At 44.1% G+C, this 14166-nt stretch carries 16 protein-coding genes; 11 read left to right on the plus strand and 5 right to left on the minus strand.

Annotated elements, in window-relative coordinates:
• Nucleotides 1–284 precede the first annotated feature (284 nt).
• From PN499_RS29450 to PN499_RS29460, 3 genes are all read left to right on the plus strand, one after another.
• A complete protein-coding gene (locus PN499_RS29450; RefSeq protein WP_272037249.1) occupies nucleotides 285–1277 on the plus strand; it encodes a DUF1517 domain-containing protein in 993 nt (330 codons plus the stop codon).
• Between the two features lie 381 nt (nucleotides 1278–1658).
• Entirely contained in the window at nucleotides 1659–2204 is a 546-nt protein-coding gene (locus PN499_RS29455) for a cyclic nucleotide-binding domain-containing protein (RefSeq protein WP_272037222.1), read from the plus strand.
• Nucleotides 2205–2278: 74 nt separating this feature from the next.
• Nucleotides 2279–2731: a tetratricopeptide repeat protein gene (locus PN499_RS29460; protein WP_272037224.1), complete on the plus strand. Its 453-nt coding sequence runs from the start codon at nucleotides 2279–2281 to the stop codon at nucleotides 2729–2731.
• 190 nt (nucleotides 2732–2921) lie between these two features.
• Here the strand turns inward: PN499_RS29460 and PN499_RS29465 are convergent, their stop codons facing one another.
• Nucleotides 2922–3266 carry a hypothetical protein gene (locus tag PN499_RS29465; protein WP_272037226.1) on the minus strand — a complete coding sequence of 115 codons (345 nt, stop codon included), beginning with the start codon at nucleotides 3264–3266 and terminating at the stop codon, nucleotides 2922–2924.
• A gap of 423 nt (nucleotides 3267–3689) precedes the next feature.
• Here PN499_RS29465 and PN499_RS29470 point away from each other — a divergent pair, with 423 nt between their 5' ends.
• Nucleotides 3690–5093 carry a TldD/PmbA family protein gene (locus PN499_RS29470; protein ID WP_272037228.1) on the plus strand — a complete coding sequence of 468 codons (1404 nt, stop codon included), beginning with the start codon at nucleotides 3690–3692 and terminating at the stop codon, nucleotides 5091–5093.
• Nucleotides 5094–5225: 132 nt separating this feature from the next.
• Here the strand turns inward: PN499_RS29470 and PN499_RS29475 are convergent, their stop codons facing one another.
• The 3 genes from PN499_RS29475 to PN499_RS29485 form a co-directional block, all read right to left on the minus strand.
• Nucleotides 5226–5435: a hypothetical protein gene (locus PN499_RS29475; RefSeq protein ID WP_272037230.1), complete on the minus strand. Its 210-nt coding sequence runs from the start codon at nucleotides 5433–5435 to the stop codon at nucleotides 5226–5228.
• A gap of 325 nt (nucleotides 5436–5760) precedes the next feature.
• Nucleotides 5761–5961: a heterocyst-inhibiting protein PatX gene (gene patX / locus PN499_RS29480; protein ID WP_272037232.1), complete on the minus strand. Its 201-nt coding sequence runs from the start codon at nucleotides 5959–5961 to the stop codon at nucleotides 5761–5763.
• 317 nt (nucleotides 5962–6278) lie between these two features.
• Complete coding sequence (locus PN499_RS29485) at nucleotides 6279–7127, minus strand: methyltransferase domain-containing protein (RefSeq protein ID WP_272037251.1); 849 nt, start codon at nucleotides 7125–7127, stop codon at nucleotides 6279–6281.
• Nucleotides 7128–7261: 134 nt separating this feature from the next.
• On the opposite strand from PN499_RS29485, the gene PN499_RS29490 reads away from it, so the two are divergent.
• Both PN499_RS29490 and PN499_RS29495 read left to right on the plus strand, forming a co-directional pair.
• Nucleotides 7262–8596 (plus strand): TrkH family potassium uptake protein, encoded by a 1335-nt coding sequence (locus tag PN499_RS29490; RefSeq protein WP_272037234.1) that lies wholly within the window; start codon nucleotides 7262–7264, stop codon nucleotides 8594–8596.
• A gap of 130 nt (nucleotides 8597–8726) precedes the next feature.
• On the plus strand, nucleotides 8727–9422 hold the full coding sequence (locus PN499_RS29495; RefSeq protein WP_272037236.1) for a potassium channel family protein: 696 nt from the start codon (nucleotides 8727–8729) through the stop codon (nucleotides 9420–9422).
• 201 nt (nucleotides 9423–9623) lie between these two features.
• Here PN499_RS29495 and PN499_RS29500 read toward each other — a convergent pair whose 3' ends face one another.
• Complete coding sequence (locus PN499_RS29500; protein WP_272037238.1) at nucleotides 9624–9836, minus strand: hypothetical protein; 213 nt, start codon at nucleotides 9834–9836, stop codon at nucleotides 9624–9626.
• Between the two features lie 133 nt (nucleotides 9837–9969).
• Between PN499_RS29500 and PN499_RS29505 the strand changes: the two genes are divergently transcribed.
• From PN499_RS29505 to PN499_RS29525, 5 genes are all read left to right on the plus strand, one after another.
• Nucleotides 9970–10566 (plus strand): sulfite oxidase-like oxidoreductase, encoded by a 597-nt coding sequence (locus tag PN499_RS29505; RefSeq protein WP_272037239.1) that lies wholly within the window; start codon nucleotides 9970–9972, stop codon nucleotides 10564–10566.
• A gap of 43 nt (nucleotides 10567–10609) precedes the next feature.
• The gene (locus tag PN499_RS29510; protein WP_272037241.1) at nucleotides 10610–10738 is read left to right on the plus strand and encodes a hypothetical protein; all 129 of its coding nucleotides are present in this window, start codon (nucleotides 10610–10612) and stop codon (nucleotides 10736–10738) included.
• A gap of 266 nt (nucleotides 10739–11004) precedes the next feature.
• Complete coding sequence (gene lpxD, locus PN499_RS29515) at nucleotides 11005–12051, plus strand: UDP-3-O-(3-hydroxymyristoyl)glucosamine N-acyltransferase (RefSeq protein ID WP_272037243.1); 1047 nt, start codon at nucleotides 11005–11007, stop codon at nucleotides 12049–12051.
• A gap of 161 nt (nucleotides 12052–12212) precedes the next feature.
• Nucleotides 12213–12656, plus strand: a complete 444-nt coding sequence (locus PN499_RS29520) for an AbrB family transcriptional regulator (protein ID WP_272037245.1) — start codon at nucleotides 12213–12215, stop codon at nucleotides 12654–12656.
• Between the two features lie 273 nt (nucleotides 12657–12929).
• Nucleotides 12930–13784 (plus strand): CPBP family intramembrane glutamic endopeptidase, encoded by an 855-nt coding sequence (locus PN499_RS29525; RefSeq protein ID WP_272037247.1) that lies wholly within the window; start codon nucleotides 12930–12932, stop codon nucleotides 13782–13784.
• Nucleotides 13785–14166: the final 382 nt, after the last annotated feature.

Consider the following 14166-nt stretch of genomic DNA (forward strand, 5'->3'; position numbering starts at 1 on the left):
ACTAAATCTGAAACCAGCCGCAATTGATACTAATGTCTTTAACTTGATAGATTTTAGATCGTGACGATCGTTAATGTGATTTACCTAAGTTGTATAAGCATTGAAAATCGTTGTGTAGCAAGAGTTATGGCTAACTTTCCGGTGGAGTGTAAATGGGGAACCAATTAGGTCAAAAAGCACAAAGCTTTCTTGGTACGGATATCCCACTAGGAATAGACCTGAAAGCTGGCTGCCCAGTGGAGAGACAAAGCGGTAAATTAGAAGTATTGAATATTAAGGGTCTTATGCACAGAAAACTGCTTTCAACCATGAAACCGCTTTTGAAACCTTTATTTGCGATCGCGCTGGTACTTGTTTTGGCCCTGGGTCAGGCTAACGATGCAATGGCGGCTCGTAGTGGCGGCCGTATCGGTGGCGGTTCTTTCAGTTCTCCGTCCCGCAGTTATTCGTCTCCTAGCCGCACTTACAGCTCTCCGGGAGGGGGTTACTATCCCGGCGGTGGCTATTATCCCGGCGGTGGTGGCTTCGGTTTTCCCTTCTTGCTTCCTTTCTTTGGCTTCGGAGGCGGGTTTGGGGGATTGTTTACGATTTTGATTTTTATTGCGATCGCTAACTTCCTAGTTTCCAGCTTCCGCCGCGTTGGAGGGGAAACAGACGAACTTGGCTACACGAGCAACCCCAGCGTTTCTGTTGGTCGCCTACAAGTAGGTTTGCTCTCAGACGCTCGCAATTTACAAGCAGAGCTCGACCAATTAGCCGAAACTGCTGATACTGGTACAGCCATCGGCCGCGCTGAACTCCTGCAAGAAGCAAGTCTGGCCTTGTTGCGCCATCCCGAATATTGGGTTTATGCTGGAGCCGAATCTCAGCAAGCTCGGTTAGAAGCTGCTGAAGCTAAATTTAACCAAATGTTGCTGGCAGAAAGGAGCAAATTTACTGAAGAAACGCTCTCTAATGTTAACAACCAGTTAAGACAAGCTAGCGATCGCAAATCTTTGCCATTCCCTCAACAAGATGGGGAATTAGTTAGTCAGCCTGACTTGAGTCAAGGCCCAGGCGAATACATCGTGGTGACAATTTTGGTAGGTACCGAAGGGGCCCTCCAACTACCTGCGGTCAAAAATTCCGAGGATTTGCGCCAAGCTTTGCGTCAGATTGGTGGAATCTCAAGCGATCGCCTTCTGACTGTCGAGGTTCTCTGGACACCTCAAGCCAGCGGCGACACCTTGACCTCTGACGATATGTTAGCTGGCTACCCCGACCTCACATTGGTCTAGCACCAAATCTGCCCCAAATTCTTACGCGGGGCGAAAATTTAAGATCGGATTTACCCATCCTCAAACTCTTACCGCTGTCCTGGCCCGAAAGGAACCGCCGGGACAGCAGCGTTATCAATAGTTTTGTAAATGCTCAAAATATGGTTAAACCAGTGTTATTATTGATAAATTCTGGCAATTCAAGTGCAACAGCTATTCAGTTCAGAGGTGTACGGGCGTTGTGCATAAAACTTATATGAATAAGGTGCATACTAGGAAGTCAGTTCACAGGGAAAAGTTGCGTAGGCATAGCCAATCGCAGGCATCGCACTCCCTCTGGTTGATATAAAAGATAATGTACAGAGTTTACCAGTAGAGGAGCAGTGATCCGGAGCCACATCTATGACCGACCGCAGGAAAAAAGCGCTTTTTATTTTAGGTGAATTAAACAATGACGACCTAGACTGGATTATCCAAAAAGCCAAAAAGGAAATACTCCAGCCAGGTGCGACTTTGATCTACGAAGGCAGACAAATCGATGCTCTGTACATCGTCTTAAAGGGTACTTTGAGTGTATTAATCGATCCTGAAGGCCACAAGGAACTCGCCCGAATCTCAGGCGGCGAACTTGTTGGTGAAATTTCTTTCATTGATACTCGCCCGCCTTTAGCAACAGTCAAAGCGATAGAAGAAACTCAGGTATTAGCTATTCCCAGACGGCAGCTAGTTACTAAAATCCAACAAGATACAGGGTTTGCTTCCCGATTTTATTATGGAATTTCCCTCTGTCTTTCAGACCGAATGCGCGGTACTGTTAGGCGTTTAGAATACGGACGAAGTATAGACGAAGGAGATACAGAAGAGGAAGATGTAAATCCCAGTGTACTTGACAATTTAGCATTAGCTCAAGCCAAATTTAATTGGCTGATGCAAAATGCAAGAGGATGAACAATTGAGGGAACTTAAATAACTTTCAGATAAATATTTTATTCGTCCTTAATCCTGTCTCTAAAACTATTGCTATGGAACAGATCAATTTGATAACGCTCTGTATCGTAATTGCAGCCGTATTGGGGATTGGATTAGGAGCGATGACTTGGGCTTACCTTGGCAAAGGCAGCATTTCTGTGCTTTTCAAAGAGCCTATTTCTAGTTTACCTCAACTTCCAGCCACAGATGCCGGAAGCAAAGCTGGTGTTTATTTCCAGCAGGGCATAGATGCTTACAAATTAGGTAATTATCGACAAGCAGCAGAGCAATTTAACCAAGCTATTCAACTTGTTTCTACTTTAGCAGAAGCCTACCACAATCGAGGACTAGCATTTGCCAATTTGCGCTCTGATGATGATGCTGTTACGAATTTACTCAAGGCGAGTGAATTATATCAAGAGCAAAATCACGGCGAGGCAATTGCTATTATTAAACAAAATTTTGAGGCTTTAAAAAAGCGGAAGATGGAACGAGAGAATCGGTAATTGGTAATTGGTAATTGGTAATTGGTAATTGGTAATTGGTAATTGGTAATTGGTAATTGGTAATTGGTAATTGGTAATGGCTAATACCAATTCTCCAAATTATTGAGACAATCTGCATTGTTGAGTTAAATTCAGAAGTATCGACATCCTGCCTACTGCCTACTGCCTACTGCCTACTGCCTTCTGCCTCTTAACTAGCTAGTAACTCCGATATTCCTTTGCGCTCGGCTTCTATTTGGTCAATTTTCAAAATCAACGACTTTTTGTCAGCAGCAACTAATCGAAAATTAGTTAAAGCATCATAAGCTTCCCACTCTTGAGTAACATCGACATCTTGCCACAAAAACCAATCTTGATAAATTTCGCCATCATCAATATCGCCGCAGAGAGAAAGCCAGTCATCTCCTCCCAAAGATTCTACATCTTGCGCTACTAAATCAAACCATGCCTTAGCAATACAGGCATCAAGAGAATCGTTATAATAAACAGAGTCAGACTGAATAGGAGTTTCGGGAAAGCAAAGTGTAGATTTCATGGGTAGTTCCTTTTTTCTATAGTCCTACTTTATGAAGAATCTCTCCAAAATAGTATGTCCCAAATGACACTATCTAGACCTCCACATTCCCAATCTTTGGAAACAAGGGCTCTGCAATGTAGCTGAAATCCTGATACTGTTTAACTTGAGAGTAGGTTAGGCAGAGGCAAAACTAGAGACTGGCTGTAGACGATTTCCCAACTGGTACACTCAGCGATCGCCGATACTTACAATCTTTCTTTATCAATACTTCGCACAGTTTTAAGCCGTAATAACATTGCCAAACCTCACTTCCTGCAAAAACCCCAACTTTCGGGGAAACTTCAGGTTAATCTTTAATTTTTCACTTCTAACTCAGAACTTCGATCGCTCACACGCCAAAATTAAGCATAAAATTAATTAAAGTTGAACAACCGCCGCAAAATGCCTACCTCCTTCTCAGACGCAAAAAACCTGCTCTCAGACTTAATGGCACGCTACTCGCGCCAAGTCGATTACTTAGCAATACGACTAGAAGAAGCCGAAGGAACCGATATCCTACTACGGGGAGACAAAATCGAAACCCTCAGCGAAGGTATTTCTATCGGCGGACAAGTTAGAGCTTGTCACAAAGGTGGCTGGGGCTTTGCCAGTTTCAACCAACTTTCTGGCCTAGCAGCAAGAATCGAAGAAGCGATCGCGGCCGCCCTACTCATCGGTTCTGAAGAAACTACCCTCGCCCCCGTCGCCGCCGTTCAAGATACCTGCATCCTTCCCCTTACAGGCACAGATCCTCGCCACGTACCTCTAACTCAGAAAAAAGGCCTATGCGATCGCTACGGTGAAATCCTCCGCAGCGTCGATCCTCACATCGCTACCATCTCCGTCCGTTACAGCGACAGCACCCAACGCATCATCATCGCTACCTCCGAAGGCACCCTCCTCGAACAAGCCTGGGCCGATATGGAAATGCGCTTCGCCGCCACCGCCCGTAACGGCGAAACCGTCCAAACCGGCCGCGAAACCACAGGCTCCCGCAAAGCCTACGAAGACCTTACAAATTTAGACGATCAAGTTCGCAGCGCTGCCCAACGAGCCGTAGACTCCCTAGCCTTACCCCCCGTTACAGGCAACACCTACACCGTCGTCATTGACCCCATCCTGAGCGGATTATTCGTACACGAAGCCTTTGGCCACCTTTCAGAAGCAGACATGGCCTACGAAAATCCCGACATATTGGAAGTCATGACCCTCGGCCGCAAATTTGGCCCCGACGAATTACAAATATTTGACGGTGCAGCCCCTCCCGGCCACCGAGGTAGCTACTTTTACGACGACGAAGGCACACCGGCCACCACTACCCAATTAATCAAAGATGGCGTATTAGTCGGCCGCCTCCATTCCCGCGAAACTGCCGGCAAATTAGGCGAAGCCGTCACAGGTAATGCCAGGTGTCTAAATTACCATTTTCCGCCCATAGTCCGCATGACAAATACCTGGATTGAGTCAGGGAAAACACCCGTACCAGAGTTATTTACCGACATTAAAGAAGGAGTTTATGCCCGCAACTGGCTGGGTGGCATGACTAACGGGGAAATGTTCACCTTCAGTGCTGGCGAAGCTTGGATGATCCGCAATGGTGAATTAGCCGAACCCGTGCGTGACGTTACGCTTTCTGGGAATGTGTTTACAACTTTAGCCGACATTGAAGCGATCGGCGATGACTTTTATTGGGATGAATCCGGCGGTTGTGGCAAAGGTGGACAAGGTGGTTTACCCGTTGGTTGCGGCGGCCCCAGCCTCCGAATTCGTCATGTCGTTGTTGGCGGCGAATCTGCGGAAATGTAAAGTTTGGGTGGTAAAGAAGAGGATTTTACCCCAAAAAAACAAATTTCCTCCAATCTCAAAGATTGGAGGATTAGTTATGGAAGTGGGGGGGCATAGTTTCAGATCCAAGGCTTTTGAAAATCAATTTGAGAATCAAATTTTTTGAGCTGAACTGTCCCGGCGACCACACCCTTGAGTAGGAGTATCCCCGCAACTTCCGGTACTGGTTTCTTGAGCTAAAAGCATTTTTTGGGAGGGCTGCAATAGTTGCTCAGAAATCGAACGATTCTCAAGTTTTTGGGAAGGAATCATTGCCCCAGCGAGTAGAGCCGCAAATAAAGTAACTCGGAGGAAATTGTACATAGCGGGGTTTGAGAGCGGAGTTTATACTTACTAATACAAACTCCCAGTTAGCCCATCCGGGAACTAACTGGGAGTCACGCTTAAAAAAATAGGACGCAAATACGAGTTCGACTAAAAACCAAGACTTTTGATTACTTCTAGCAAGATCTATTCCTCACACCTGCACTAGGTTTGACTCGTAATGCCACAATAGGTTGTTCTTGCCTAAGTCCTAAAAAATTTAAAGGGTAGCGAAAGCTACAAGCGAGTAGAAAAGCCTAAATGCTTAATACAAGAACTCAGCAAATTTCAGTTATTTAATGCTAAATTCTAGATTTTTATGGCTTCATCGCCCGCTACCTCGCTCAGGCGAGACATTATTATCGTTATTTGCTTGAACTGTGTGATTATCTGCTTGAGCTGTTAATAATTCTTGGAAAGACTTACTGTCGGAAGATACAGATGAAACGGGTTCAAAGCTTTGACTACGAACTGTTGTACCAATTAATAACAGGCTTGAGAGGAGGAGGGAAGTGTAAAAGCGCATAGTATAGTAGTGTCCGTGTTAGAGTGTCTAATTCTTGATACGGACTTTGTGCTATGCCTTCCGGCTAAAAAAATAAAATCATGGAGAGAGAGATTTAGAGCGAGGGAGATTCGATCGGAAATCCATTAAAAATTAAAAATTAAAAATTAAAAAAGCTAGAATATAAGTTGGGTATATCCCAGCATCATTCAACTTTTTGTTAACGGTTAACGGTTAACTGTTAACTGTTAACTGTTAACGGTTAACTGTTAGTTGCTAAGTTCGACTAACAACTAACTACTAACAATTAACCACTAACAACTAACCACTAACAATGATTACTTATTACCAGCAAGCAAACCAAATTTAATTAAGCCTTGCTGATAACCATCGCGCATTAAACCCAAAGAGAGGGCACCTTGAATAGTTGACCAACCGGAAAGCAGCAAATTAATAATAACCAAGGGGTTAAAAGTTGAATCAATCACAACATCCCAAAAAGGTGCGACGGCTGTTGACCAATCTGCTGTCCGAATATTTGTGAAAGATAAGTTCTGGGCAATTGCTTCGTACTCTGGCAGCGAAATCACGTAAGGTAAAGCATACACTCGGTAAATTTCTGCTAACTGTTTCCTTTCCTTATCTGTTAGCTGTCCTAAATTTCCTGTTAGCGGACGGTGACACCAAGTAGCCATCATCAAAGTTCCACCAGGCTTAAGCACGCGATAGCATTCTTGCAAAAATCTAATCTTATTAGGCATATGTTCGCCACTTTCTAGCGACCACACTAAGTCAAATGAATTGTCAGCAAAAGGCAAATTTAAAGCATCTGCCACCTGAAAATTAGCGCGATTTTCTAGTCCTGCTACTTGAGCTCGTTCCGCCGCTCTATTTGCTTGTACAGGGCTTAAAGTAATGCCAGTAACAGCAGCATTAAACTTTTCTGCTAAATAAAGAGAACTGCCACCAATACCACAGCCAACATCGAGGATATCAGCAGCCGAGGAGACAGAGGCCCAAATCAGGAGTTCTTCAATCAAGTCAATCTGTGCTTGGCGGCGTTCTTTTTTTAGATTACCCTCAAGCCCATAGTAGCCGTGGTGCATATGTTCGCCCCAAACCTGTTCCCACAGACCGCTGGAAGCGTCGTAAAATTGCTGGATTTGCTGGTAAAGTGTCGAAGTCATCGCACCGCTGTAAGCTATTAAAAGGTTTCTATCGTCCATTGTCTACTGTTTCCTAAATTTTGTCATTTCTTCCCTGTTATCTGTGTAGACTAAAACCTATTGACAAATTACCAACAATCAATTAGTAACTACTAATGACTGTCTCGCGAACTATTTGCCTTGGCTTTCTCGCTGTCATTACCGCAGGTGCTATCTTGCTGGCGATGCCTTTTTCAACCAGTGATGGGACGTGGAGCGATCCTGTAACGGCTTTGTTTACTTCAACCTCTGCTGTGTGCGTCACTGGTTTGTCCGTTGTCGATGTGGGAAAATATTATTCTTTTTGGGGGCAAGTTTGTCTGGTTGCCTTGGTACAAGTCGGTGGTTTAGGCTACATGACAGCTACTACTTTCTTGCTACTATTATTAGGTCGCAAGTTTGGTTTAAAAGACAAAATTGCCCTACAACAATCTCTGGATAAATCAGGATTGGCGGGCGTGGTGCAGTTGGTGCAGTCAATTCTGGCAACAACGGTTTTATTTGAATTGACGGGAGTCTTTTTGCTGCTGTTAGTATTTGTCCCTAAGTTTGGGTTTTATGGGGGGCTATGGTCGTCAGTATTTCACAGTATCAATGCGTTTAATAATGCGGGGTTTAGTCTCTATTCTGATAATTTGATTGGCTATGTAGACTCGCCATTGGTTAATTTTGTGATTAGTATCTTAATTATCTTTGGTGGGATTGGCTATCAGGTAATTATGGAAATGTACCTGTGGACGCGCGATCGCCTCTCAAAAAGTCATGCTTGTATTATTTTTCCTCTGAATTTCAAGGTGGTTACTAGCACAACTATCGCACTCCTAATTTTTGGAACCGTAGCCTTTTTCTTGCTGGAATTTAACAATCCTGCCACTTTCGGCCCTCTCAATTTCGGTCAAAAAGTGATGGCGGCTTGGTTTCAATCGGTCACTCCCCGTACTGCTGGGTTTAATACAATTGATATTGGCAAAATGACTCAGCCTGCCTTATTTCTGACAGTGTTACTCATGTTTATCGGTGCTAGTCCCGGTAGTACGGGTGGTGGGATTAAAACCACAACTTTTAGGCTATTGTTTAGCTGTACTGAAGCTGTGCTCGAAGGTAAAGAAGAAGTACAGTGCTATCAGCGCCAAATCCCTCAAGCATTGATTTTGAAAACTGTTGGTGTAGTGTTCGGTTCCCTAGTAGTGGTGATGACAGCTACAATATTAATTGAGTTAGCCAATCCAGAATTAGAATTTATGCCAGCATTGTTTGAGGCGGTGTCAGCTTTTGCTACTGTTGGTCTATCGACGGGGATTACAGCTAAACTTTCTTTATTCAGCAAACTGGTTGTGATTGTGACGATGTACATTGGTAGGGTCGGCGTGTTACTACTGATGGGAGCAATTTTGGGAGATCCGAAACCCTGTAATTTCAAATTCCCGGAGGAAAATTTATTGGTGGGATAGTCTGGTTTTTGATAATCTAGAAGTTGGGTTTTTACCCAGACAATTTTGTATTAGCTAGCAAAAATTCGTAGGAGGCTGCGCTTTCTCTGCTGAAACCTGAAAAGTAAGAGTTCAAGCGCTGAATATCAGTGTGAATCTGTCGTCTTTAAACTTTTTCCGCAGTTTGCGGACAGACAATAAGCAATTTGCTGTGATTGGATTAGGCCGTTTTGGTCGCGCTGTTTGTGAGACACTGCACGGCTTAGGCTATGAAGTGCTAGGTGTTGATACAGATGAAAAGAAAGTAACGCAGATTTTGAGCGATCAAATAGCGGCTCATGCTGTGGAATTAGACTCAACTGACCCTACTGCTCTGAAAGAAGCTGGGATTTTTGAGTTTGATACGGTGATTGTGGCGATTGGGAATTACTTAGCAGAAAGTATTACCACAACTCTGAATCTTAAGGAAGGTGGGGTTGCTCATGTAGTTGCAAAAGCTTCTTCGGAAACTCACTTGAAACTGTTAACGAAAGTGGGGGCAGATCATGTGGTGTTTCCCGAACGAGAAATGGGTTGTGCTTTGGCGCGAATTCTCACGAAACCAAGTATTTTAGAGCGCTTCGATCTCGATCCGGATCATAGTATTGTGGAGATGCTTGTTCCTGAAAAGTTTGATGGCAAAACGATTGCTGATTTGGAACTCCGCCGTAATTATGGTTTGAACCTGATCGCCGTTAGCTATGCAAATAAGTTTGAGATTAATCCTCAGCCAACGCAGCGTCTGAGAAAGGGGTCGGCAATGGTGGTGATTGGCTCGAATAAAGATATTAATCGTTTGCCGATTTAGAAAGCTAAGACTTGGGAAAGCCAAGAGGAGAAAAATTTAGACCTTTTTCAGTAGCCAAAAGTCAGAAGTTAGCATGAACTATTTTTACTAAGTGAATTCTTGTTCTTAATGCTGACTTCTGAATTCTGAATTTTTTCTAATTGTCTTGAGGCAATCTATTTTTTATATCGTCCATTAATACTTAATAGTTTTAATGGAGTCTTATAATAATAGTTTGCCCAAAGCGAGGACAGCAATCACGAGGGTGACTTTGATCGCCCAAGGAGACAGCGCCACAAACCAAATCAAACACAGTACGCCTGCGATCGCAGCTAGAGGCCCCGGAATCCCGTCAAGGGTTTTCTTGTCAGTCCCTAATGCGATCGCGGTAGCAATCAAAAACAGTATCAGGGGAATTAGAGAACTTAGGATCATAGTTTTTACCCATTGAGTAAATTGTTATATCCCAAACTACCTATTGTAAACCATTTCGAGCATCCTTCGTTAGAATTACCTGATGGGGTGATTTTAAGTTAATATTTGTTCGCCAAGGGAGAGAGAAATTATCATGTTGGGTAAATTTTTTCACAAACCAGAACCAGAACAAAGCGATCGCGTCCCCCCCGGTCAACACTTAACACAAGGCTTTCCGGTGTTGACCTATGGCGATACTCCTCACATTAGCACTGAAGAATGGCACCTTAAAATCTGGGGAAAGGCAAAAGAAGTTACTTTCAGATGGTCAGACTTAATGGCCATGCCTCAAAGTAATTTTACTGCCGATTTCCACTGCGTCACCCATTGGTCAAAACTAGACGTACAGTGGACTGGGGTAAAGGTGACAGACTTTATGACCTATGTAGAAGTAGATCCCACAGCCGTCCATATTATGGAACACAGCTATGGGGGCTACACTACGAATATTGCGATCGCAGACTTCCTGCGAGAGGAGAACTTCTTTGCTCACACGGTATTTGGGGAACCCTTAACCCTCGATCATGGTGGGCCCATGCGGCTAGTAGTACCTCACCTTTACGCCTGGAAAAGCGCTAAATGGATTAACGGCCTGGAGTTTTTGGACAAAGAAGAATTAGGATTCTGGGAGCGTAATGGCTACCATCACCGGGGCGAACCCTGGGCCGAAGAACGCTACAGCAGTGTTTAGCTCTTGACACTCCTACGCCCCAAGGGCGGGATTCTGAAGCTAGATGACAGAATTTAACCGCGCCGCAAGCATCGCCTCTTCAGGGGTGGGAGTGTCAACCAGGACTTACGCACGATCGCACTACGGCCGCCATCTTGGGGTAATAATACCGCCAGGATGGCGGCGTTACTGATAGTTTTGCGTAAGTCCTGGCCAACGTTTCACTCGCAATGACAGAAAATGGTAGAGGATGCGTAAGTCCTGTTTAAGAAACTTAAACAGCCTCGTTTTTCTCGATTGGTCTAAATTTTTGGAAGTTGTTAAATATTTTGAAATATTTGCTGAGCAAGGTTTAGTGGTAATTTTAAATAATATCTGTAAGTGTAAGCTGCTAAGTCACCTTTTAAAGACAAGCGATATTGGCAGTCGGCAATTTATGTTAAATGGTAATATTGAGCGATGAAATTTAGCGAACTGTTACACAAACTTACTTTAGTTTCCAGCCACAGCCCGATCGGTGGTGAGAATCCCGATCCAGAAATTACTGGTGTGGCCGCAGTTGATGAGGCAAAGGTTGGTTCCCTCAGCTATATAGAAGGTGGTAAATTTGCGGCTTTTGTGGCCAAAACTGGTGCTTCCGCTTTGATTTTGCCAATGGATGAAACCCTTCAAGCAGCATCTACCCAGCGAGGAATTGCTTGGATGGCGACAGCAGATCCCAGGTTATTGTTTGCGGAAGCGATCGCTCTTTTTTATCAACCATTTCGACCCAGTGCCGAAATTCATCCTACGGCGATCGTACACCCAACTGCGGAAATTGGCACAGATGTGTACATTGGGCCTCACGTTGCTATTGAAGCAGGAGTGAAAATTGGCAATGGAGTTTGCATTCATCCCAATGCGGTCATTTATCCAGCAGTGCAAATAGGCGATCGCACAGTTTTACACGCTAATTGCACTATCCACGAACGTACTAAGATTGGGGCAGATTGCGTAATTCACTCCGGTGCAGCGATCGGTTCTGAAGGCTTTGGTTTTGTACCCACGCCGACTGGTTGGTTCAAAATGGAACAATCTGGCTGTACTGTCTTAGAAGATGGTGTTGAAGTTGGTTGTAATAGTACAATTGACCGTCCCGCTGTGGGAGAAACCCGGATTGGCAGCAATACAAAACTTGACAATTTAGTACATATAGGTCACGGCTGCCAAGTAGGGCAAAATACGGCAATAGCTGCCCAAGTTGGCATGGCTGGTGGGGTTAAAGTTGGTAATAATGTGCTGTTAGCGGGTCAAGTGGGAATTGCTAATCAAGCAAAAATAGGAGATGGTGCGATCGCCACTGCTAAAGCTGGAATTCATAGCGATGTCCCCGCAGGGTCTATAGTGACCGGCATTCCAGCAATTCCCCACAAATTATTTCTCAAAGCCGCAGCTATTTATAGCCGCTTACCTGAAATCTACCATTCCCTCAAGCAACTCCAGCGCCACGTAAATTTAAAGGATTAGGGAACTGCGACAGATTTATCTTACCCAAATAGGCAAACTGGGAAGTAAAAAAAGATTTTTGCTAAAACTGATAAGTTTGAGTATATATTTTTGATATTGCTCTCAATCAGCATAAAAGTCTATTAAGCAATCATCAGGATTGAAGGATATTTCGTAAGACCATGACTGAAACTGCAACATCTCCACTCATAGGAAGGGCTCTCCTTCAAAAAGTAAAAGAACTATCCCACTTGCCTCGGCGAGAAACCGCAAAGCTGTGCGGATATTACTCGACGACAAAAAACGACTCGACCCGCGTTAACATGACGGATTTTTACGACGCGGTTTTGGCGGCTAGGGGAATTCCCTTAAGTCCAGAAAATATAAAAGACGGGCGCGGCCGAGAAGCCACTTATCATGTCAGCGTTCACAAAAACGGTCAAATCGTTATTGGTTCGACTTACACTGAATCGATGGGATTAAAACCGGGAGACGAGTTTGAAATCAAGCTGGGCTACAAACACATTCACTTGATACAGTTGGATGCTGTTAAGAGTCGAGGTCAAAATGATGACGACTCGGAGGAAGTAGAGGAAGAGGAAGAGGAAGAAAATTCTGAGGAGTAATACAAAGGTGGTAGAAATGGGTCTGCGATTTTAGCAAGTGAGATATAGCTAGGGAATAGGGGCTAGGGGAAGAAGGGAAGAAGGGAACCATCTATGGTGGGGCAGGAAATCAAAACGTCCTAACTGCCAAGAAGGTTGTTATAAATCGGGAAGGGGAGACTTTTGAGTTGACTGGAGGCGATCGCGCTGGGGCTTATTCCAATTTCTTGCCCCTTTCTGCCACTACCCTAATCTGGATTTAAAAGGCAGTCTATTTCTGAAGCGAGATAATTTATGGGAATTGCTGACCAAATAAACAGCCTGCGGCTTTTGTTGCTATCAATGCCAGCAATTGTTAAGGTAATGGCTTTTTTCGTGGCTTGGGTTGGTTTGTGGTTGCCAATCGCTATTCCCAGTGCGATCGCCCTGAATTGGCATCCGCCCCAACCTTTGGAAAATAAAAAATTACCTTTACTCGCTTCCCTCTACCTGATTGTGCCACTAATTATCAGGGGTGGAATTTGGGTTGAAGGCTGGTCTTTTGCCGATTTGGGATTAGTCGCCCCACCCCGAATTTTGATTTCTTTGGGCCTGGGTGTCAGCTTAGGAGTGCTGAGTATCGCCACTTTATTTGCCATTCAACGGGCTTTAGGCTGGATTAGCTGGCAAAGCGGCGAGGAAAAAATAATTCATCCGATATTATCTATTTTTCAGCCTTCTTTACTTTTGACTCTATTATTAGGATTGTGGATTAGCGGGACGGAAGAGCTAATTTTTAGAGGCTTTTTACAAAATCTACTTCAGCAAGATTATTCTATATTTATGGCGGGTGCGATCGCGAGTTTAATTTTCGCCGCCGCTCATTTACTTTGGGAAGTACAAGAAACTTTTACCCAATTACCGGGATTGTGGCTGATGGGAATGGTCTTGACTTTTGCGCGTATTTGTGATGGTGGGAATTTAGGCTTAGCGATCGGACTTCATGCTGGTTGGATTTGGGTAATCGCTAGTCTTGATACGGCTAAGATCGTTGCCTATACTGGTCGCGTGCCGGAATGGATTACGGGGATAAAGGCGCAACCTTTAGCGGGAGTTGCTGGGATTTTTTTTCTGGCGATGACGGCGGCAATTTTAGCAATTTTTGAGTAAGCTTTAAGTAGAAGGAAGAAGGAAGAAGGAAGAAGGAAGAAGGATTTAGTTATCTAGGAGAGAAGGAAGAAGGAATAAAAATTTAGTTATTTAGGAGAGAAGGAATAAAAATTTAGTTATCTAGGAGAGAAGGAAGAATGTTTATACAGTCAGCTTTTTAGCCATCCCGATCTTATCTTTAATTAGGTGGATTTACTTAATTCCTTTTCAATTTCAGAGTGCCGATTCTGCCTCATCGGATTTTTGGTTTAATTCCCGTTAAACGGTATTGAATCAGGACTTACGCACCGAACCAAAGAAACCGGGTTTTTTGACGAAAATACTTCGCCCTGATCCACAGATTCTCTCAAAAACCAGGTTTCTGGGACTATGAGCGTAAGTC

Source organism: Kamptonema animale CS-326 (genome assembly GCF_028330895.1).
GTDB classification, from domain to species: Bacteria; Cyanobacteriota; Cyanobacteriia; order Cyanobacteriales; family Microcoleaceae; genus Kamptonema; species Kamptonema formosum.

Bases quoted from the DNA above. Each gene is read 5' to 3' on its own strand.
- PN499_RS29450 (WP_272037249.1), top strand. From the start codon at position 285: ATGCACAGAAAACTGCTTTCAACCATGAAACCGCTTTTGAAACCTTTA.
- PN499_RS29455 (WP_272037222.1), top strand. From the start codon at position 1,659: ATGACCGACCGCAGGAAAAAAGCGCTTTTTATTTTAGGTGAATTAAAC.
- PN499_RS29460 (WP_272037224.1), top strand. From the start codon at position 2,279: ATGGAACAGATCAATTTGATAACGCTCTGTATCGTAATTGCAGCCGTA.
- PN499_RS29465 (WP_272037226.1), bottom strand. From the start codon at position 3,266: ATGAAATCTACACTTTGCTTTCCCGAAACTCCTATTCAGTCTGACTCT.
- PN499_RS29470 (WP_272037228.1), top strand. From the start codon at position 3,690: ATGCCTACCTCCTTCTCAGACGCAAAAAACCTGCTCTCAGACTTAATG.
- PN499_RS29475 (WP_272037230.1), bottom strand. From the start codon at position 5,435: ATGTACAATTTCCTCCGAGTTACTTTATTTGCGGCTCTACTCGCTGGG.
- patX (WP_272037232.1), bottom strand. From the start codon at position 5,961: ATGCGCTTTTACACTTCCCTCCTCCTCTCAAGCCTGTTATTAATTGGT.
- PN499_RS29485 (WP_272037251.1), bottom strand. From the start codon at position 7,127: ATGACTTCGACACTTTACCAGCAAATCCAGCAATTTTACGACGCTTCC.
- PN499_RS29490 (WP_272037234.1), top strand. From the start codon at position 7,262: ATGACTGTCTCGCGAACTATTTGCCTTGGCTTTCTCGCTGTCATTACC.
- PN499_RS29500 (WP_272037238.1), bottom strand. From the start codon at position 9,836: ATGATCCTAAGTTCTCTAATTCCCCTGATACTGTTTTTGATTGCTACC.
- PN499_RS29505 (WP_272037239.1), top strand. From the start codon at position 9,970: ATGTTGGGTAAATTTTTTCACAAACCAGAACCAGAACAAAGCGATCGC.
- PN499_RS29510 (WP_272037241.1), top strand. From the start codon at position 10,610: ATGACAGAATTTAACCGCGCCGCAAGCATCGCCTCTTCAGGGGTGGGA.
- lpxD (WP_272037243.1), top strand. From the start codon at position 11,005: ATGAAATTTAGCGAACTGTTACACAAACTTACTTTAGTTTCCAGCCAC.
- PN499_RS29520 (WP_272037245.1), top strand. From the start codon at position 12,213: ATGACTGAAACTGCAACATCTCCACTCATAGGAAGGGCTCTCCTTCAA.
- PN499_RS29525 (WP_272037247.1), top strand. From the start codon at position 12,930: ATGGGAATTGCTGACCAAATAAACAGCCTGCGGCTTTTGTTGCTATCA.